Source organism: Shewanella sp. 10N.286.52.A9 (assembly GCF_041468985.1).
Lineage (GTDB): Bacteria > Pseudomonadota > Gammaproteobacteria > Enterobacterales > Shewanellaceae > Shewanella > Shewanella japonica.
The window spans coordinates 144,689-163,440 of the sequence record NZ_JBFRJQ010000006.1 but is presented as its reverse complement, the minus strand read 5'-3'; the positions used below and the strand labels follow the sequence as shown (position 1 = coordinate 163,440).

General features: G+C 41.2%; 17 protein-coding genes. 6 read left to right on the top strand and 11 right to left on the bottom strand.

What is annotated here, in order from left to right:
• Positions 1 to 23: 23 nt before the first annotated feature.
• The 6 genes from nrfD to AB4128_RS05780 form a co-directional block, all read right to left on the bottom strand.
• Complete coding sequence (gene nrfD, locus AB4128_RS05805; protein ID WP_055023494.1) at positions 24 to 971, bottom strand: NrfD/PsrC family molybdoenzyme membrane anchor subunit; 948 nt, start codon at positions 969 to 971, stop codon at positions 24 to 26.
• A 1-nt stretch (position 972) separates the two neighbouring features.
• Positions 973 to 1,680 (bottom strand): 4Fe-4S dicluster domain-containing protein, encoded by a 708-nt coding sequence (locus AB4128_RS05800; RefSeq protein ID WP_055023495.1) that lies wholly within the window; start codon positions 1,678 to 1,680, stop codon positions 973 to 975.
• A gap of 68 nt (positions 1,681 to 1,748) precedes the next feature.
• Positions 1,749 to 2,486, bottom strand: a complete 738-nt coding sequence (locus AB4128_RS05795) for a hypothetical protein (RefSeq protein WP_055023496.1) — start codon at positions 2,484 to 2,486, stop codon at positions 1,749 to 1,751.
• Between the two features lie 43 nt (positions 2,487 to 2,529).
• Positions 2,530 to 3,312 (bottom strand): FKBP-type peptidyl-prolyl cis-trans isomerase, encoded by a 783-nt coding sequence (locus AB4128_RS05790; protein WP_055023497.1) that lies wholly within the window; start codon positions 3,310 to 3,312, stop codon positions 2,530 to 2,532.
• Between the two features lie 70 nt (positions 3,313 to 3,382).
• Complete coding sequence (locus AB4128_RS05785; protein ID WP_372037235.1) at positions 3,383 to 3,814, bottom strand: rhodanese-like domain-containing protein; 432 nt, start codon at positions 3,812 to 3,814, stop codon at positions 3,383 to 3,385.
• 85 nt (positions 3,815 to 3,899) lie between these two features.
• Positions 3,900 to 5,924 (bottom strand): cytochrome c, encoded by a 2,025-nt coding sequence (locus tag AB4128_RS05780; protein ID WP_055023499.1) that lies wholly within the window; start codon positions 5,922 to 5,924, stop codon positions 3,900 to 3,902.
• A 491-nt stretch (positions 5,925 to 6,415) separates the two neighbouring features.
• Between AB4128_RS05780 and AB4128_RS05775 the strand changes: the two genes are divergently transcribed.
• The 4 genes from AB4128_RS05775 to AB4128_RS05760 all read left to right on the top strand — a co-directional run bounded on the left by AB4128_RS05775 (position 6,416) and on the right by AB4128_RS05760 (position 10,227).
• Complete coding sequence (locus AB4128_RS05775) at positions 6,416 to 8,407, top strand: heme lyase CcmF/NrfE family subunit (protein ID WP_372037234.1); 1,992 nt, start codon at positions 6,416 to 6,418, stop codon at positions 8,405 to 8,407.
• Positions 8,404 to 8,895: a cytochrome c-type biogenesis protein CcmH gene (locus AB4128_RS05770; protein ID WP_372037233.1), complete on the top strand. Its 492-nt coding sequence runs from the start codon at positions 8,404 to 8,406 to the stop codon at positions 8,893 to 8,895. The genes AB4128_RS05775 and AB4128_RS05770 overlap by 4 nt, the downstream gene beginning before the upstream one ends.
• Positions 8,888 to 9,472: a TlpA disulfide reductase family protein gene (locus AB4128_RS05765; RefSeq protein ID WP_055023502.1), complete on the top strand. Its 585-nt coding sequence runs from the start codon at positions 8,888 to 8,890 to the stop codon at positions 9,470 to 9,472. Before AB4128_RS05770 ends, AB4128_RS05765 begins: the two co-directional genes overlap by 8 nt.
• A 176-nt stretch (positions 9,473 to 9,648) precedes the next feature.
• A complete protein-coding gene (locus AB4128_RS05760; protein ID WP_065109368.1) occupies positions 9,649 to 10,227 on the top strand; it encodes a nucleoside triphosphate pyrophosphohydrolase family protein in 579 nt (192 codons plus the stop codon).
• A gap of 131 nt (positions 10,228 to 10,358) precedes the next feature.
• Here AB4128_RS05760 and AB4128_RS05755 read toward each other — a convergent pair whose 3' ends face one another.
• The 4 genes from AB4128_RS05755 to uvrD all read right to left on the bottom strand — a co-directional run bounded on the left by AB4128_RS05755 (position 10,359) and on the right by uvrD (position 15,776).
• The gene (locus AB4128_RS05755) at positions 10,359 to 11,375 is read right to left on the bottom strand and encodes a hypothetical protein (RefSeq protein WP_372037232.1); all 1,017 of its coding nucleotides are present in this window, start codon (positions 11,373 to 11,375) and stop codon (positions 10,359 to 10,361) included.
• A 93-nt stretch (positions 11,376 to 11,468) separates the two neighbouring features.
• Positions 11,469 to 12,335, bottom strand: a complete 867-nt coding sequence (locus AB4128_RS05750) for an alpha/beta hydrolase (RefSeq protein ID WP_372037231.1) — start codon at positions 12,333 to 12,335, stop codon at positions 11,469 to 11,471.
• A gap of 116 nt (positions 12,336 to 12,451) precedes the next feature.
• Entirely contained in the window at positions 12,452 to 13,333 is an 882-nt protein-coding gene (gene ubiA, locus AB4128_RS05745) for a 4-hydroxybenzoate octaprenyltransferase (protein WP_055023506.1), read from the bottom strand.
• Between the two features lie 274 nt (positions 13,334 to 13,607).
• Positions 13,608 to 15,776: a DNA helicase II gene (gene uvrD / locus AB4128_RS05740; RefSeq protein ID WP_372037230.1), complete on the bottom strand. Its 2,169-nt coding sequence runs from the start codon at positions 15,774 to 15,776 to the stop codon at positions 13,608 to 13,610.
• A 1,545-nt stretch (positions 15,777 to 17,321) separates the two neighbouring features.
• On the opposite strand from uvrD, the gene AB4128_RS05735 reads away from it, so the two are divergent.
• Positions 17,322 to 17,768 (top strand): hypothetical protein, encoded by a 447-nt coding sequence (locus AB4128_RS05735; protein ID WP_372037229.1) that lies wholly within the window; start codon positions 17,322 to 17,324, stop codon positions 17,766 to 17,768.
• Positions 17,769 to 17,866: 98 nt separating this feature from the next.
• Complete coding sequence (locus tag AB4128_RS05730; RefSeq protein WP_372037228.1) at positions 17,867 to 18,232, top strand: hypothetical protein; 366 nt, start codon at positions 17,867 to 17,869, stop codon at positions 18,230 to 18,232.
• A gap of 59 nt (positions 18,233 to 18,291) precedes the next feature.
• Here the strand turns inward: AB4128_RS05730 and AB4128_RS05725 are convergent, their stop codons facing one another.
• Complete coding sequence (locus AB4128_RS05725) at positions 18,292 to 18,648, bottom strand: RidA family protein (RefSeq protein ID WP_080916895.1); 357 nt, start codon at positions 18,646 to 18,648, stop codon at positions 18,292 to 18,294.
• Positions 18,649 to 18,752: the final 104 nt, after the last annotated feature.

The following is an 18,752-nucleotide window of genomic DNA, read 5'->3' as shown; positions in this document are numbered from 1 at the left end:
ACTTAAGGGTGACTCTGGCAACACTAAATTGCGTATGTTTGACCTGCATATAGGATAAACAGACGTAAACACATCATGCCGCTAATGGCACATACGCCTGATAGATAGAACGCTTTAGCTGAATGACTAAAGGTTTTACCGGTGGCAAAGTTAAGTAGAATAGGGCCTAAGAACCCAACACCTACGACACCAATCCAGAACAAGTTTGCCCACACACCAGAGGTAAATGCAGCAAAAGCTGACTGCGCCCCTGCATTTCCTGTGGCAAGTGACATCGCAATCATGCAAATAAACAAAATTTCCGCAATCATGATTGGCCATTCAGCTCCATGAAGGATTTTAAGTTCACTGCTATGCATGTCTTCTTTAAACAAGAATACTGACAACATTTTTGACGCTGCAGCACCCGCTGAAACACCCGATGCAATGAATAACGCAGGTAATACTGCAGTATTAATGAGCGGGAAACGGATTAACGCTGAAATCAAGAAACCGGTATAAGCACACACTGCTGCTGCTAAAATTAACGCCGTCACTTCGCAAGGCTTACGAACGGGTTTAAGCATAGTAATAATAGGCAACAAGAAGTTGAGCGCTGGTATGGTTTTGATTTCATCTTCAAAGGCATATAAACACAACACTGCAGTTAGCGGGATGTATACACACAGTGCAATTACCCCGATAGACATCACTGAAGTGAAGTTATAGAACACCAAAATACGCCAGAAGAATAATGGGTTAGTTAAGTCTAAAACCAGACATAACATCCCAAGTGCAATCGTCACGAATGAGATTAAACTGGCAGCTTTGTATAATGGTGTCGTAGCTGTTTGCCCCTTAAAGAAGCGAATAGCCAATGCCACTACTAACGAACCACCCGAAATACCGGCTAAGAAAAGGTAAACCGCAATTGGCCAAGGCCATGCCACCCCTTCAGATAAGCCCATGGTAAATTCCATTGAACCGTCCATCTTATACCCCCAATTTTACGACTGGAATGTAACGAAGGCTTGGTTCGGTACCAAACTGCGGTTTCATACGTACAGAGTCTTTTACCGCTAATAACTTATTAACGTATGAGGTTGGATCGTTAGCATCGCCAAAGATCAACGCATCATATTTACACTGTTGCACACATGCAGGTAGCTCACCTTTTGCCAGCTTACTGTTTAAACAAAAATCACAGTTATCGGCGACATCAGTTTCTTCATTGATAAAACGTGCATTGTAAGGACAAGCGCCAATACAATATTTACAGCCAGCACATTTACTGGCGTCCATGGTGACGATCCCAGTTTTAGGATCTTTATGTGCAGCACCAGTAGGACAAACGGCAACACAAGGCGCGTTCTTACATTGTTGGCAAGACACACGAACAAATTTACGCTCACAGTTACATGCTTCTTTGCCACAATGTGGACAGGCTTGCCCTTCCACACCACCCGATTGATGTTCCATCAACAATTTTGATTTGCCATCAGGTAAGTTATTAGCGACATTACATGCCTCTTTACACTCACCACAACCGACACATTTATTTTGATCAAACACCATGACGTAATGAGGTTTATTGGCATCTTCGTTGTCATCTTTAACAGAACTACACCCCATAGGGCCTAGAATTAAAGAGGCAGCTCCCATGCCTTTTAGAAACCTCCGTCTTTCTATATTTTCACTCACAACATCCTCCCTAGTTCAGCCTTAGCTGACTGGTTTTTATTGGTTCGCTGCAAATTCAAATGACGAAATTAGCGACTCACTTCATCCAATTTAAATTCGGCTTTCATTATTGCGTTATTAATAGACTGTCTATTAAAAGATTGGGTTTGGTTGGTTTGTAGGATGCGCCAATGTTCAATGGCGACTGCATACTGGCCATTAAGGTAAGCATCAGTTGCCAATATCATTCGGGTATTAAGCTCGTCACGTTGTAAATTCAACGCAGTATCAATAACCTTGCGTGCCTCAGGTAAAAACTGACGACCATCGCGGTAATACATTGATGTGGCTTGCATGCCTAATAACCCGGCATCTTCGCCGACTAGCTCAATAAGCTGACTTAACGTATCGACAGAGTCGGCATACATGCCACCTTCTGCATAAGATTGCGCTAACGCCATTAATGCCATTTCATTAGTCGGTTGCTGCTGTACTTGTTCTCGCCCTTTTGTGATTTTGGCTGCGATCAAATAATCTACCGAGTCATCCACTCGCCCTTTATCCCAACCTTGGAAATGTCCTCCACTGGCATATATAGATAACGAAAAGATCAATACAATTGCCGACATCCACAAAGGGTATTGGTAAGCACCGACATCTGCGAAGTCATCAGGTTCTACAGATATGGTGCTGCCCATTTCGGCATTTGTATTGGTTGCTTTCACCACTGTGCTGCTCAAATTACGGTTATATGCACAGTGATGAATCCAGAAGAGTCCGATAAATATACTCAGACATACTGCGATACCTAAGGCCAGAATATTCATAAGTGTCTCTTCTTTCTTTAAAAAAACGATTAAGTGTTGTCGCTTAGTGAGAGCCGTGTGAGCCCATTGCGCCGTTCATACCCATACCACTTAGGCCCATGCCTTTAGCGTTTTCACTTGGCTTTTCAGACTTCACTAACTCGACTTCAAAAATTAATGCGGTATCACCTGGAATATCGCCAGCGCCATCCTTGCCATAAGCCAACTCTGATGGAATAACAAAGCGGAATGTTGACCCTTCTGGCATAAGACGTAAGCCTTCTTCCCAGCCTGGAATAGCGGTTAATAATGCAAAACGAACAGGGTCTGTGGTTTCATCAAATACTGTGCCGTCAACCATCGTGCCTTTGTACTTCACAGTGACAACATCTTCCGCTTTAGGTTTTACGCCTTCACCCATTTTGATCACTTCGTATTGCAGACCAGATTCGGTAATGGTGACGCCATCTTTGTTTTTGTTTTCAGCTAAGTAAGCTTCACTGGCTTGCTTGCTTTCAAGGGCAATTTGTTTCATTTTTTGCGAGCTTAATAAGTTCAGTAATTCACTGCGCTCATTTAGGTAAGTGAGTACTTCTTCATCCGACATTTTTTGCTCATTTTTTAGCGCATCAATCACACCATCAATGACTTTTTGCACATCAACTTGAGCACCCAACTCTGTTTGGTTATAAATTTGACTGGATAGGTAATTACCAATCGAAGCACCCATACTGTAGGAATGTTTTTCAATATCATTTTCAACGTTTTCAGTAGCAAAACTTCCTGCTGAAAAAACCAAAGACATACAAGTTGCAACTGCTAAAGTGCTTTTAGTTAATAGCTTCATTCGATGTTCTCTCTTTAAAAAGTTAACCTGCGGACAACAAGCCTCAGGCTGTTAATCGGTAATAAAATCGTTATGGTTTTTCTATGATTCTGCCAGACAAGCGCCAGCCGTAAATTCCTTCGGCCATATGTCTAACTCCTGTGTACCCGAGCTTTACTGTTTCGCGAGCAGCCATCGCACTCGAAGTGCATAAGGTATTTGCACAGTAGAAAACCATCACGGCATCCTTATTTTTTGGAAGTAACTCTTTCCAGTTCTTCACATTGAAATACACAGCGCCTGGAATAAATCCTTCAGCCCATAATTCCAATGTGTTTACATCAAAAAAATAAACATCTTCATTGCCCACTAATGACTCAGCTTCACGCATTGAAATCGGATTAAGCTGAATATTGCTCATTTTTACAGGGATTAAATCTCCCCCAGCTCCTGCAAAGACTTGTGCTTGCACGGCAATAAACAACGAGACAGAAATCAGGAGGTTGCTAAGTAATTTTTTCATGGTCTTTCTCTCTAAATATCTCGGCATCGGCTGATGCCGAGCTATTAAAAATGGCAACGAGCGATTGCTCGTTGCCATCTGGGTTTTACATTTTTTTACCATTAATAATGGCTTGAGCTTGGGTCACGTAAGTTAATGCTGCGTCGATACGTTTTTGGGTATAACGCGCACCATGAACACCCCAAGAACCGTCTTTTTCAAGTAAGGTCACTGCATCTTGAGCTTTATCAGCCAACAGAAGTACTTGTGATTTATCTTCAACAGATAACTTAGTCACTTCTAGTAATTGGTCGATAGCTTCAAGTGCACCAACAACTTGAGCGTAGGTTTCTTTAATTGGTGTTTGGAACTTCATGACTTCGCCGTAGATCTCTTGTTGATCTTCGTAGTGTAGGCTTGGGTCAAGTTCAGATTGGAACTGACTATGACAACCTTTGCCATTTACAACGTTATCATCAGAGGTCGCAGTACGAGCACAAGACCACATTAAGTCTAAGTAGTTATTACCATCTGCGTTCTTCGCAACAGTCCAACCTTTAGTCGTCGCTTCACGAGACTTGCCTTCTGGTGGATTTAGCGTTTTCTGAGTTGGGTCAATTTCGATTTTCCACATGTGAGACTTACGTACGGCATCGAAACCAGCTTGATCAGGGAACTGCATTGCGGTGAAGTTTTCACAGCTGCCCATGTTAGGCATGTGACAACTTGTACAGCTTTGCTCGCTATGAGTTTTCGTATTGTCAGCAATTTCTGCTTGCGCAGCGTGACAGTCTGAACACTCTTTCTTCATTTTCGGTTTGGTATAACCAGACTTCCAATCGTTGCTTGTCACTTCATGCGGATCATGACACGTGGCACAACGCATGCCTTTTTCATAATGCATAGAAGCAAACATTTGCGATCCTTCAGTACCACATGATGGACATGCAGACTTCATTTTCACACCGAAGGCATACTCAAGTTTCTCTTGACCTTGTTCAGTATCAGCTAACTCATCAACATAGTTGAAACGTTGGTGACAACGTTCACAGTTAGATGGCATACCACCGCCATTACCGCCGTCTAAGTGACCACCAGCGCCGTGACACTCTTCACAAGCAATACCTTTAGAAATCGTATGCTCACGAAGTTTTTCAGGGTCGCCTAATGCCGCTAAGTACTCATCTTTGCTTTGGAAGTCGAACTTGAAGCTATGACAAACTTCACAGTAAGAACTCGCTGGTTGGAACAACATTTCTTTTTCGTATTTCGCACCGTACGAGCTCATGCCCACTTGGTGAGAACCACTTAATCCAAATGCTTTACCTTCGTTTGTTGCAGGGAACTCTGGAATGGCAGCATTAATTTTTGCCGCCATTTCAGGGGTAAGCCACTCCGCCCAACCACGTGAGAATTGGTTACCACCAGCAATCATTTTACCGGTGCCATCTTTTAGTAAACCATCACGGATATGATAAGTACCACGCACCATCCACGCATCAATGAAACCGTATTTTGTACGAGGAGTACCAACGGTTGCATAAATGGCATCAGGGGTAATACCGTCAGGTAAGATAGAAGTATCTTTAGTGTTGTACATGGTTTTGTTCAAATCGTTATCGACTTCTGGATGCTCTCCAGGGAAACGAATTGTTTTAGAGTGACGAGAACGACTCCATGCTTCATATTGCACAGCATGACACTCACCACATTTTTCAGGTCCAACAAACTTGTTCGGATAATCTAAAATAGATTTTGCCCCCAGGCGATATTGCACCGCACTTGGACGACCAACACGTTTGCTGTATTTCGGGCTATTACCAGTATCTAAATATTCTTCACCACGGTCACTAATGTGGTAATCACCCACTAAGTTACCTTCTTCATGGTATTTAAATAATGGATGGTTTTGAAATAAGTAATCAAAAAGTTCTTTTTCTTGAACAATATAATCTTGCAGCGTTTTAACGCCTTTTGCTTCTTCATCACCATTTGGGGCTGCAAGTACTTTTTGAGCTGTTTTACCCATGGCTGGCACACTATCATATTTACCAGCTGCAGTTGCATTGCCAACAATGCCAAGACAAACTAGCACGCTTAGTGCTGTCATCTTGTATTTAGCCTGTTTCATTGTCCCACTCCTAATCATCATTATTTTATATTTTGTCGTCGAACCTGGCAGTTCAGCGAACGATATAATTAATTTGAGCAAGAGTTATTTTAAAGCTAATAAGCCATCAAAAATTGAGCTAGATCACACCAAAAAACGCCTTACAGATAACAAAAAATAAAAGCAAAAATAAACAGCAAAATCAAATGCTTATAGATTATTTTATTTTATTTTTTATATAAAAAGGCGATTTTTTTATCTGTGAAAAATAATAAATATTACTTTTATAAAATAAAAACTATTCACTGGGAAAATAGTAAGATCCATCTCACAGAAAGTTAATACTAAGATAGTTAACCTCTACTCAAGGTTATTTAGACACAACATAATAATTATAAAACTAGACTAACAAATAACATTAATACGGATTAACTTTTAATATCATTGAATATATAAATTCCATTTCATTTATTTAGAAGTTATTAAAACACACATATATAATAGGTAATAATATGATTCCTGAAATTGGACATTTACTATTAATAATAGCGACTGTGCTATCATTATTATTAGCTATTATACCTATGCTTGGTTTATCTAATAATAATGCTTATTTAATTAGCTATTACCGTCTACTCAGTAATATGATGATTAGTGCATTTATTGGTGCCATTATTTGTTTAGGCATCAGCTTTATTACTAATGATTTCTCTGTTGCTTATGTCGCCGATCATTCCAATACGCAACTTGCCACATTTTATAAAATAGCTGCGATTTGGGGGAGTCATGAAGGATCAATGTTGTTTTGGGTATCGGCCATCGCCCTGTGGACTGCGATTATTGCCAATACTCATGCTAATAATCATCATGCGTTTTTTATTCGTACCGTATCGGTACTAGCATTAGTGATTTTTGGTTTTAGCTTATTTATCATTTTCACTTCTAATCCTTTTGTTAGATTACTGCCGAATTTTCCTATTGAAGGGCGAGATTTAAACCCTATCTTGCAAAATATCGGGCTGATTATTCATCCTCCGTTATTATTTCTTGGCTATGTCGGTTTAACAGTATGCTTTGCAGCATCAGTCGCCGCGCTAATTGGCAAGGAATTTACTCAGCAACATGCACGTTATCTAAGACCTTGGGCATTAATGGCCTGGGTATTTTTAACTGGCGGGAATGCATTTGGCTCATGGTGGGCTTATAACGAGCTTGGTTGGGGTGGTTGGTGGTTTTGGGATCCGGTTGAAAATGCCTCATTTATTCCATGGCTTGTGGCTACGGCTCTGGTTCACTCAGTGACCATGAGTGAACGACTCGGACAATGTAAAAAGTTGACCTTATTCTTAGCTATTTTAGCGTTTTCGCTCAGTTTATTAGGTACCTTTATTGTCCGTTCTGGCGTAGTGCAATCAGTCCATGCCTTTGCCGCCGATCCGACTAGAGGAATGTCGATTTTATTCCTGCTAATTGTATTTGCTGGTAGTGCTTTAGGTTTATTTGCCACCCGAGCGCAATACATTCAGACCCGTGATAAATTTGCTCTGATATCCCGTAATAGCCTTCTGCTAATGGGTAACCTATTACTTGTTGTCGCCGCATTGTCTGTCTTATTAGGGAGCTACTACCCTATAATTTATCGCGTGCTCACTGGCGTAACGATTTCAGTAGGTGCTCCTTACTTCAACAGTATTTTTGTGCCAATTGTGGTGATACTAAGCCTATTAATGGGGCTTGCTCCCCTGCTACGTTGGCAAGTCGATAAACGCTCATACCTCACTGTACCTGCAATATTATTGCTCATCTCAACAATCACTGCAGCGATATTCAACGTCGCACTCGAGCAGGCCAATGTATGGTTTTTCCTCGGATTAGCCTCTGTTACTTGGTTAGTGCTGACAATCATGGTTGCCATTATTCAGCACCAACAAGGTGCAGATAAACATCATAGCCGCCGATTTTATGCCATGTGCCTTGCACACCTTGGCGTTGCGATGGCCATACTTGCAGGTACCGTCGTTTCAAATCTTGAGCAAGAAGAAGTGCTCAGTATGGGGCCTAACCAAGGTAGAGAACTCGCCGGTTATACATTTGTCTTTGAGCAAACTCAGCATGTGACAACGCAAAGCTATGATGCACTGCAAGCCAATATCCTCGTAATGGATAGCAATGAAAACCCTATTGCGTATGTCTATCCGCAACGTCGCACCTTTAAAACCAACGGTATGCAAATGTCAGCAGCAGGTGTGCATTCGAGTCCGTTAAAAGACTTATATGTTTCAATGGGTACACCGCTAAATGACACCGAATACCTGATCCGTATCAGCTATAAACCACTGATAAATGGCTTATGGCTTGGTGCATTAATGATGATGATTGCAGGACTAGTGGTGGTCTTTGGTTGTAAAAGTCCCTTATACCGCCATCAATCACAAACAGTTCGACCTCTAAAGCAGCTTCAAACCTTGTCTCAATCACAGGCATTACAGGAGCCGACATCATGATATTTCCAACAGTTAATTCGTCTCGATTAGGCTCATTGAGTCATTTATCTCACATCTTGATTAGTCTGATTATCAGCGTATTGATTGCCATCAGTGTAAAACCAGCAAGTGCTGAAGATATCACGATGCCAAACGAGTATAGCGCCAGTGAAAAACGTGCATTGGGATTTGAAATTGCGCAAGAATTACGTTGTCCAATTTCCGACAATCGCAGCTTGTTTGATTCACAAACTCAAATTGCTAATGAACTTAAAGGGCATATTTTTCAAAAACTCGATGAAGGCCAATCTAAACAACAAATCATTGATTTTATGGTCGCTCGCTTTGGCGAACGGATCCGCTACACCCCAAGTTTCCACTCAGGCACGTTGGCATTATGGGTCATTCCACTTGGATTAGTCTTACTTGCCGCTTTTGGTGGCATTGCTTGGATCAAAAAACAACAAGCCGACTCAGCGCCACAATCTTATGAGAATTATTATGAATAAATTACTTCCATTTACCATGCTATTACTGACTGGCAGTCTGCACCTTAATGCTGTCGCTAGTCCTAATGAAGCCAAAGTCTATGAAACCGGTGAACCTATCGCTAAACCTATGGTGATGTCCCGATTTGTCGAACTGCACAATGCCAGAAAAATTAAAGATATTGATTTCAAAGACCAACAATTAAAAACGGTCAATTTGAAACAGCATCAAGGTAAATTGGTCATGGTAAACCTATGGGCAACATGGTGTGCGCCTTGTATCAAGGAAATCCCAGCCATGCAGGCGATTAAAGCGCGCAATAAAGATAATGACTTTGCTTTAGTCCCTATTTCGATTGACGAAGACCCAGCCAATATCCAACCGTTTTTTGAAAAACACGGTTTTGGAGAATATGCCACTTGGATCGATCCCGACAAAGACATTGATTACATCATGCCTGCAGATTTACTCCCTGCAAGTTTCTTTCTTGACGGCAAAGGGAATCTTGTTGGGTTTGTTCGAGGCTATATCGATTGGACTGACGAAGGTATTCAACCTTACTTAGATGGCTTAATTGCCAAATATGCCAATAGATAACAAATCAGTTTTAGTTTCATCATCACAAAAGGTTCTATTAACCTCCGCCCGATCCCTGTTTTATGGGCGGTTATTTTTATTATCTTAACGGTGACCCTGTGTCGCCGTTTTTCTTGTAGTACGAAGTGCAATTCATTACCATAATCGCCTATTTTATTAACTAGGCTTACTGACTCATGAAGTTATCTGTTTTAGACCAATCCATTTTTGACCATTTATACCGTGATATCAGAGAATTTCGCAGCACCTTTGATTTACCCATCGAAGATGCGACTAGCCTAGATGATAAAGCGGATACCCTACATACCTCACTCATCATTGAAGAGTTAACAGAGCTTGCTGAAGCTGACTGCCGTGTTGAACAAGCTGACGCCATCGTTGACTCGGTTTATGTGCTTATGGGGCGTTTAGTGCATTTAGGCGCTAGCAAAATCACTGACCGCATAGAAATTAGTTACTTAGTTGATTTACTGTTATGTGTGGCTAACAATCGCGAAATTAACTTTATTGAATGTTGGGATGAAGTCCACTCAAGCAACATGAGTAAAGTGTGCCGTAATGAGCAAGAATTAGCTGAAACAGTAGCCCATTATGCCAAGCAAGGCGTTGAAATTGTTGGCAGCACCAAAGGCGAGTTTATCATTGCTAAATGTGCAAAAGATGTAGAAATGGCGGGTAAAGTCGTTCGCCAAGGTAAGGTATTAAAATCGGTTTATTATCGACCTGCTGACTTAGCCAAATTAGTGAGTAACTAATCCAAGTAGGCCAAATTAAGTGCATTATCAATGCCGACTAATCAGCTCAAATGAATAACAATAATGCGCCTACGTTGGCGCATTTTTTTATGCACAATCTTCACCTATGCGCTTGGTAACAATTCGAAAGATTACGCCGCTTGATTATGTTCAACATTCACCAATGTCTCGAACACCTTTTCTGGCTCAGCAACTTGAATGTGCAATACGGTGAGCTTTTCAACTAATTGCCCTAACCCGCCAAAATACCATTGTGGCGTGTTAAAACGTATGGTGAGATTAGTCTGCTCGCCTCGCCCAATGGCCAGCTCATCATCAACAACCTTCTTGGCTATTTGATTCACCTCTACCGCTTCAATCTCATTAACATCAATCGCCATAAAGCCCCAAATGGCATTATTAATCACTAGTCTATCGCGGATTAAATACATTGAGTAATGGCGCGCGATACGATAATTCGCCACCAACATCACCAAGGTTAAACTGATGATTGAAGACACGATAAACGCGGCTAATTCACTCCAGTGAACCAACATCATATAGCTGGCAATACAACTAGTTAAACAGCCAATAAGCATGAATAACAAATGCCAAGGCTTGGCACTCATTAACTTAATGTGGCTGAGGGCTGTGGGATGATGACGAGAAAACCATGGAATAGCGTAATACCAGTTTGTGGGTTCACCCGCCACGATAAAGGCAATAGACAGCGCCTTCTCATCCTTATTTGCATACAATTCTACCGCACTGACTCTCGGGTCGCCTTTTACCTTTCTAACCTTTAATAAGCCACGAATAATCGTAAACACGAGGTAAGCTTCAATGATCAATACCCCCCCAACAATGGGGTATTTTAACCAAGCAACAAACTCAAAATAGTCGGCAATATCTGCCGGAAAGCTGAGCCTTGCGACCAGACTGCTAGTGCTTAAAATAATAATCAGCTTCCACCACTTTTGGCCGCCTTTTTTAATAATGCAGTACCAATATGTCAATGGAATAATGATAAAGTAACCAATAGCAATCAGAGTTAATGTTAGCTCGTTACTACTGTTTGTCAGTGTTTCGGGCGTAAGCTTTACACCAAGAGTAAATAGCACTATCGCAATAGCTAAAAAAATCAGTCGGTATTTTACGACAGGTCTCATAGCAATATCCTTATTGGCTAAGTTTGTTATCCATCACGATATGACTCTCAATTCACTCATCACATCACTTCGTAAACGAATCCACTGAGCAGATTATTTTTCAGCAGATAAAAACCAGCTTAGCCCTTGAATTGCCGCTGCTGGAAACGCCATATTATGGGTTGCCGCTTCTATCACCTGTAATCGAACATTGAGCGTTTGTGCAGCTGATAATCTGTTCTTTTGGGACAAAATCGCCTGAAACGCTTTCGCATCTGCCACCATGTCATGACCATACTCAGTTAGCGCAGCCGTTTCATATTCACCAATTGCGATATAAACCTTGGCATTAACGTCTTTTAGCATAAAGTCAGCTGAACGAAATTGCTTCATCAGCTGCTTGTCATCAAACCATAATGACGGACTACTCAATAGATAATGGTTAAATAACTGTGGCTGCTTTAGCAAAGCATAGGCGCCAAATAAGCCACCTAAGGAATGACCAATTAAGGTATTTTGACTAGGGTTAGTGCGATAGTGTTTGTTGATATGAGGCATGAGCTTGTTAGCGATAAAATTCAGGTGTCTCTGGGCTTCACCGGTTTTACGCTTCCAGCTTTTATCTGAACTTGGTGTGTAGTCCCTTATCCGACTCGCTGCTGGGCTCATGCCTTCTTGCCAATCAATGCCGACTAATATGGCTTGATCCATTTCCCGCATGTTCATCGGTAATCGTGTGACCCCAGATACCACCTGAAAGCTATACATGGCATCAGTCATATAGACTACAGGGTAATACTGAATCGGATCTTGTTCTTGATAACTGTTAGGTAATTTAATCCATATTTTATAGCTTCTATCGGAATCTTCTAAAATAATGGATGAGGTATTAGGAATGGTAAAGGCCTGCTCAGCCCTGACTGGCGCAGATAGGGTTAATAATCCCATTACCGCTACGGCCAGCAAATAAACAATATGCATCAGCTATCCTTGTTGATGTTGTTTTTAGTGATGTGTAATTAATAATGTTGTTTCACTGCAATAAGCTAAAACATAACAGAGTTAATCAGTTGTTTTAGCTTAATTTTGCAGCAATATTAGTATGGTAAAATATAATCAGCGGCAAGTGCAATGAATAACGCAAAACCAGCCCAATTGTTATTTAAAAATGCCTTAAAACACAGCGCCCGTTCGCGGCTATAAATCAGCCATTGCTGATAAGCACTGAATACAATAAAGCTGCTAATACCAACGCCGTAAAACAGTCCTCGCTCAGCTGACCAACCAGCACATATAAAACACGTCAGTGCGGCAAGTTGAAACAACGCTATCCATTGGCGATCGTAACTGCCAAATAAAATGGCAGTAGACTTAATGCCAACTTTTAAATCATCATCCCTATCAACCATGGCATACATAGTGTCGTAAGCCACAGTCCAGCACCAATTAGCCGCAAATAACCACCATGCCTCAACAGGCACATAACCAAGCTGGGCGGCATAGGCCATCGGGATTGACCAGCTCCACACTATCCCCAAAAACATTTGCGGCATATTGGTCACCCGTTTCATAAACGGGTACATAATGGTGAGAATAATCCCCACCACCGAAAGCTTAACCACGAGTGGATTTAAAAATAACACCAAGCTAAACGCAATCAGCGCCATGACGATAAATAACATCAACGCTTCTTTGCTACTGACTTCACCTGAAGCGAGTGGCCTGTTTTTAGTACGCTCGACATGGGCGTCTAATTTTCTGTCGGCAAAGTCATTAATGACACACCCACAGGCACGCATGATAAATACACCAAATACAAAGATAACCAGTACCTTTACATCAGGCATGCCACCAGCAGCTAACACCAGCGCCATCAAACATGGCCACATGAGTAATAATGTCCCAATTGGCCTGTCTAAACGTGTTAACCGTTTATAAACTGAAATCTTTTCTTTAAGCGTCCATGAGGATACTGCCATGGCTAACTCACTCCCACTTTTTGAAGTATATTCACTTCTTATTCGCCATTCTGGGTTGGCGTTATTTATGTGTGTTTGCCAAATGAATAATCTAACATGCTAAGGGCGTGTTAAAACACTTGTTTATCGTGGATATAGCGACAATGGTCACCATTTGTTCAAAATCTCGTTCCAATACCAATTATCCTATCTATCCCATATCAGATCATTGGGTTCAGAAAAACTAAACAGCCCTTCAACAACGAAAAAACGGTTTTGGAACGACATGTACCATCTAGCAAGACTCTAGCTTTGCTAGTGATACTAACAACCACTTACTGCCAAAGTCGGTAAAGTTCACTTGAACTCGGGCTTTATCAGCTGTGCCTTCAAAGTCAGTGACAATGCCTTGACCAAACTTAAAATGCTTCACTTTTTGGCCGACTTTAAAGCCACTGTCATTGGCAATGGATTGACGTGGTACGTTAAAGCGACTGCTCATTGCTGGCGCAGAGACTGAGGCTTTCATGCGTATTTCTTCAACGTATTCAGATGGAATTTCACCAATAAAGCGTGAAGGACTGGCATAATCTTCACGACCATAAATACGACGAGACTCAGCGTAGCTGATATACAGTTTTTGCATCGCTCGGGTCATGCCCACATAACATAAGCGGCGTTCTTCATCTAAACGGTCACCTTCATCCAGTGCCATTTTGCTTGGGAAAATACCTTCTTCAACCCCTGCCATAAACACCACAGGAAACTCTAGCCCTTTAGCTGAGTGCAATGTCATTAACTGCACAGCATCAGTAAACTTGTCAGCTTGGCCTTCGCCTGCCTCCAATGCAGCATGAGATAAAAAGGCATTTAGCTCGCCCATATCTTCCAGTTCTTCAGGCATTTCAAAGCTGCGAGCTGCGGTAACTAGCTCGTTTAAGTTCTCAACACGAGATTGGGCTTTTTCGCCTTTTTCGGCTTCGTACATTGCACGCAGTCCAGATCGCTGAGTCACGGTATCCGTCATGCTATACAGACTCATATCTAAGGTGTCTGTGCGCATACCAATCACTAAATCCATAAAGCCATTAACGGCGTTCGCCGCTCGCCCTGTTAATACTTTTTCTTCTATCAAGCGAACACTGGCTTGCCACATGGTCATTTCTTGCTGACGCGCTGTAGAGCGAATAATCTCTAAGGTACGGTTACCAATACCACGAGTTGGCGTGTTCACAACCCTTTCAAAAGCGGCATCGTCATCTTTATTATTGATAAGACGCATATAACCCATAGCATCTTTAATTTCTTGGCGTTCGAAGAAGCGTAAGCCACCGTATATACGGTACGCTAAGCCTTTATGCAGTAACGCTTCTTCAAGCACACGAGACTGCGCATTAGAGCGATATAAAATTGCACAATCCGCTAAGTTGCCACCTTTGGCATGCCATTCAGCCATTTTACCGACAATAAAACGGGCTTCATCCATTTCGTTAAAGGCGCAATAGACTGAAATAGGCTCACCCGCCTTATCTTCGGTCCACAGTTTTTTACCTAAACGCTCAGGGTTATTAGCAATTAATTCATTCGAAGCATTCAAAATGTTAGCTGTTGAGCGATAATTTTGCTCAAGCCTAACGGTATTTGAACCAGGGAAGTCATTTAAAAAGCGATGCAAGTTTTCAACTTGAGCGCCACGCCAGCCATAAATGGACTGGTCGTCATCACCAACAATCATCACATTGGCAGAGTTACCCGCTAATACTCTGATCCACGCATATTGAATGGCGTTGGTATCTTGAAATTCGTCTACCAAAATATGTTTAAAGCGTTCTTGATAGTGCGCCAACACATGAGGTTTATTGAGCCACAATTCATGAGCACGTAATAGGATTTCAGCAAAGTCGACTAACCCTGCGCGATCGCATGACTCTTGATAAATTTTGTAGATATTAAGTAGATTTTGCTCAATAGGAAAGCCGCCGGCATCAATATGCTTTGGACGTAATCCTTGGTCTTTTTTACCATTGATATAACCTTGGCATTGACGTGGCGGATATTGCTTTTCATCTAAATTGAGGCTTTTAAGAATACGTTTAAGTAAACGTAATTGGTCATCAGAATCGATGATCTGGAAACTTTGCGGCAAATTAGCATCTTGATAATGGGTACGCAGTAAACGATGCGCTAATCCATGGAAGGTACCAATCCACATGCGTCCCATATTCGTGCCGACGACCTTTTCAACACGCTCACGCATTTCTGCCGCCGCTTTATTGGTAAAGGTTACCGCTAAAATGGAGTATGGACTTTGTTGTTCAACCTGCATCAACCAAGCAATACGGTGGGTTAATACCCGTGTTTTACCACTGCCTGCTCCAGCCAAAACAAGCATGCTAGAAAGCGGTGCGCCCACTGCTTCACGCTGCATTTCATTTAAGCCGTCTAATAAAGATGATACGTCCATTGGTCCTCCCAAAAATCAGGCGGGCAGTATATCAGTTCAATGGCATCTGATCCTAGGGTGCAAAGAGGCTTAATCGTATAAGCACGGATAACAAACGATGAATACCTCACTTGAGGTTCATTGATCGTCAAATTAAGAAGGAGATAAATAGGTAATTGTGCGTTTATTTTAAAGTTTGGATTAACGTCGTGGTGTGCTCTCTATTTCCAGACTCCGTTTGGATTAACGTCGTGGCGCTTCGCCCACACCAGAGCAAGAAGGGTGAAACTGCTCACCCCTATTGATTCTTTATAAACCATAGTCCCTGCAGCTCCGGCGAAATTTAAATAGCAAAATTTCCAACGGAGAATCATCCAGCTTTAAACTTCGTTTGTGGTTCTAACGTATTTCTGCCCCACTCCTTGTTTACTGTTTTGAAAACTCTACATCTTGGTACTTAGTTAATATCAGTTTTAGACATATGGATTTCACACAAGATTTCCAAACCCCGTTTGGATTAACGTCGTGGCGCTTCGCCCACACCAGAGCAAGAAGGGTGAAACTGCTCCCCCCTCTTGCATCTCCCCAGCAGCCCCGGCGAAATTTTCTGGGAAGCGAAAGATTTCCAACGGGGGATTATCCAGCTTTGGACTTCGTTTGTATTCCGCTTCGATCATCTTCAAAAATCACTAACGCTTCCGATGGAGGCGTCCCTTTCCCTCGAAAACTAGCCAGAATCTTAAGTGCAGGATGCACTAAATGCCTTAAAGCACATGGATGTGCGAGAAAGGCCATGTCAGGACTCACGCGATTCTCTTGATGTTCTCAAGCCTACTTGATACACAAATGAAGCTAAATCGAAGAAGTAATAATCCCAGTGTAGATGCAGCAGCGAGCTTCCAAAACATGGATGTTTTGGCAGAGCTTACAGGGACCCTGCCTTAAATAAAGAATGCAGCGTCTCGCAGTTGTATCTGCACATAAGGTCGCTCTTTCACATCCATGTGATCGCGACATTTCGTTCGTCCTGTACATCCCAGCGGCAGGCAATGGATTAGATTGAAGTAGTGATCTTCTTTAACCAACCCAGTATAAATGAAGTGAAAAGTTAGTGGTTATAACACGTTTATGCCCCAAAGTTAGTTATAGCCAAAGCTCTATTTAACAATGCTTATCTTCGTTTTCCATAAACATTTAAATGAAATTGCTCTTTTAAAGTTGCCATCCTTACACCCTAGATTGCACAATCTAATGAACTGTTTTTATATACAGGTATAATGGGATTTGGCTTAATTTAAATCAAACAACTCATCAAATAAGTCTAAAGTCGTAATTCATGCTTAACTAAAAATCTATAATTGCCTGATAATGTTGGAAATAAATTTCATCACTTATTTTTTAAGCGACTTTAACGCGCAAGCTCGGTTTGTTTTAGGACGCCAAAAGAATTTTATTGCTTTACATCAAAGACATAGAGAAAGTAGGATGTTATAAATCAATAACTTAAACGGCCGACTTTATCAGGCGAGCCGTATAATAAGCTGTTAGCTTTCAAAGGTAAGTAGTATGAATAAATTAATATTGGCTGTCTTCGCTGTGTTGCTATCGGCGTGTACGTCAAAGCCAGCCCTTGAAGTTGAAAATAGATTTAAAGTTGATTTTGGCAATATTGTAGAAGCTGGTGAGTTTTATGAAATCAGGCCAAACAAATTAGAGGTTTTCGTAAAAGAAGGAGTTCCAACTTTAAAATTTGGCGTGAGAGTCGAAAACCTCGCAAGACTAGATTACGAATTAGCCTTTTACATAGAAAAATACAATAGCACTACTCTGAGCTTTGAAGAGTTCACCAAGGGTGGTTACTGGGTAATAAAGCCACCAACTAATCCCGACTATGAAGCTTTTTTATGGGAAGATGAAAAACGATACTCTCTTGGTAAGTATAGGTTTGTTGTCGTCGTCGAAGGAACAACAGTACGTGTTATTGAGTTTAGTGTTTCAGAAGATGAAAGCTAACAAGCTAATGAATAGAGTCAAAAAACAGTTGGCTGTTTTCGTTCCTCAATATTTTAGCCAACAATTTTTTGCTCATTATTAGGGCGTTATATTGCATTATGAAATCAACTAGATTCGCAGAAAGTCTGATCACTTTTTTTACTTGCAGCCCATTGCTTGGTGTAACCTATGTGCTAAATTTAGACCCTAAAGCTTTAGTTTTTTGGCTTATATACTCCACACTAGGTTTTATTTACCGTAAGAAAATTTTAGCTTCATTAAAAATAGGTTCTTTCCCTTATTATTTTTCTACTATGCTAATTTTATTTGTTTTATTCGCAATAGCTGGCAATTATGGCAAGTCTAATGACGTTGATTTTGATGGTCTTATTTTCCTTCTACTTTTCCCTTTGATGTTTTTTGTTTTAATTTATACAAAGAAAAGTAATAGTTTTAAAAAAGCTGTTCAAGTGTTCTGCAAATAGCAATATAACAATGGATCTGAGGTCTAACTCGATCCATTGCCCTATTGACATAAAACTGTTTAAGCTTGAATTTCAGCAGCCACGACAGAAATTTCAACCAATAGTGCCTCACGTGCCATTTTAGCCGCAACACAGGCGCGAGCAGGAGCATAGCCTTCAATCACCCATGCATCCCAAACGGCATTCATTTCAGCGAAGTAAGACATATCTTTAACGTAGATGGTGGCTGATAATATGTGTTTTTTATCACTGCCTGCTTGCAATAATAACGCCTCGACTTTATCCAGCATGGTTTGGGTTTGCTCTGTGATATCTTTAGTGGCATCTTGGCAAACTTGACCACATAAGTAGATAGTACCGTTATGTTTTACAATGCGGCTCATACGTTTGCTGGTTTCTATGCGTTCTATTGTCATGCTGTTTTCTCGTTTATCACTGAAGTAAGTGCCCTATTATCAGCCATAAAAAACCATAAACACAACTGAGAATCCCTCATTGTCTCTTCGAACACTATTTAGCT

Excerpts from the sequence above, each read along its gene's own strand:
- AB4128_RS05735 (WP_372037229.1), top strand. The coding sequence starts at position 17,322 with ATGAATAAATTAATATTGGCTGTCTTCGCTGTGTTGCTATCGGCGTGT.
- AB4128_RS05760 (WP_065109368.1), top strand. The coding sequence starts at position 9,649 with ATGAAGTTATCTGTTTTAGACCAATCCATTTTTGACCATTTATACCGT.
- AB4128_RS05785 (WP_372037235.1), bottom strand. The coding sequence starts at position 3,814 with ATGAAAAAATTACTTAGCAACCTCCTGATTTCTGTCTCGTTGTTTATT.
- AB4128_RS05775 (WP_372037234.1), top strand. The coding sequence starts at position 6,416 with ATGATTCCTGAAATTGGACATTTACTATTAATAATAGCGACTGTGCTA.
- AB4128_RS05730 (WP_372037228.1), top strand. The coding sequence starts at position 17,867 with ATGAAATCAACTAGATTCGCAGAAAGTCTGATCACTTTTTTTACTTGC.
- AB4128_RS05755 (WP_372037232.1), bottom strand. The coding sequence starts at position 11,375 with ATGAGACCTGTCGTAAAATACCGACTGATTTTTTTAGCTATTGCGATA.
- AB4128_RS05780 (WP_055023499.1), bottom strand. The coding sequence starts at position 5,924 with ATGAAACAGGCTAAATACAAGATGACAGCACTAAGCGTGCTAGTTTGT.
- AB4128_RS05750 (WP_372037231.1), bottom strand. The coding sequence starts at position 12,335 with ATGCATATTGTTTATTTGCTGGCCGTAGCGGTAATGGGATTATTAACC.
- AB4128_RS05790 (WP_055023497.1), bottom strand. The coding sequence starts at position 3,312 with ATGAAGCTATTAACTAAAAGCACTTTAGCAGTTGCAACTTGTATGTCT.
- AB4128_RS05795 (WP_055023496.1), bottom strand. The coding sequence starts at position 2,486 with ATGAATATTCTGGCCTTAGGTATCGCAGTATGTCTGAGTATATTTATC.
- uvrD (WP_372037230.1), bottom strand. The coding sequence starts at position 15,776 with ATGGACGTATCATCTTTATTAGACGGCTTAAATGAAATGCAGCGTGAA.
- AB4128_RS05765 (WP_055023502.1), top strand. The coding sequence starts at position 8,888 with ATGAATAAATTACTTCCATTTACCATGCTATTACTGACTGGCAGTCTG.
- ubiA (WP_055023506.1), bottom strand. The coding sequence starts at position 13,333 with ATGGCAGTATCCTCATGGACGCTTAAAGAAAAGATTTCAGTTTATAAA.
- AB4128_RS05770 (WP_372037233.1), top strand. The coding sequence starts at position 8,404 with ATGATATTTCCAACAGTTAATTCGTCTCGATTAGGCTCATTGAGTCAT.
- nrfD (WP_055023494.1), bottom strand. The coding sequence starts at position 971 with ATGGACGGTTCAATGGAATTTACCATGGGCTTATCTGAAGGGGTGGCA.
- AB4128_RS05725 (WP_080916895.1), bottom strand. The coding sequence starts at position 18,648 with ATGACAATAGAACGCATAGAAACCAGCAAACGTATGAGCCGCATTGTA.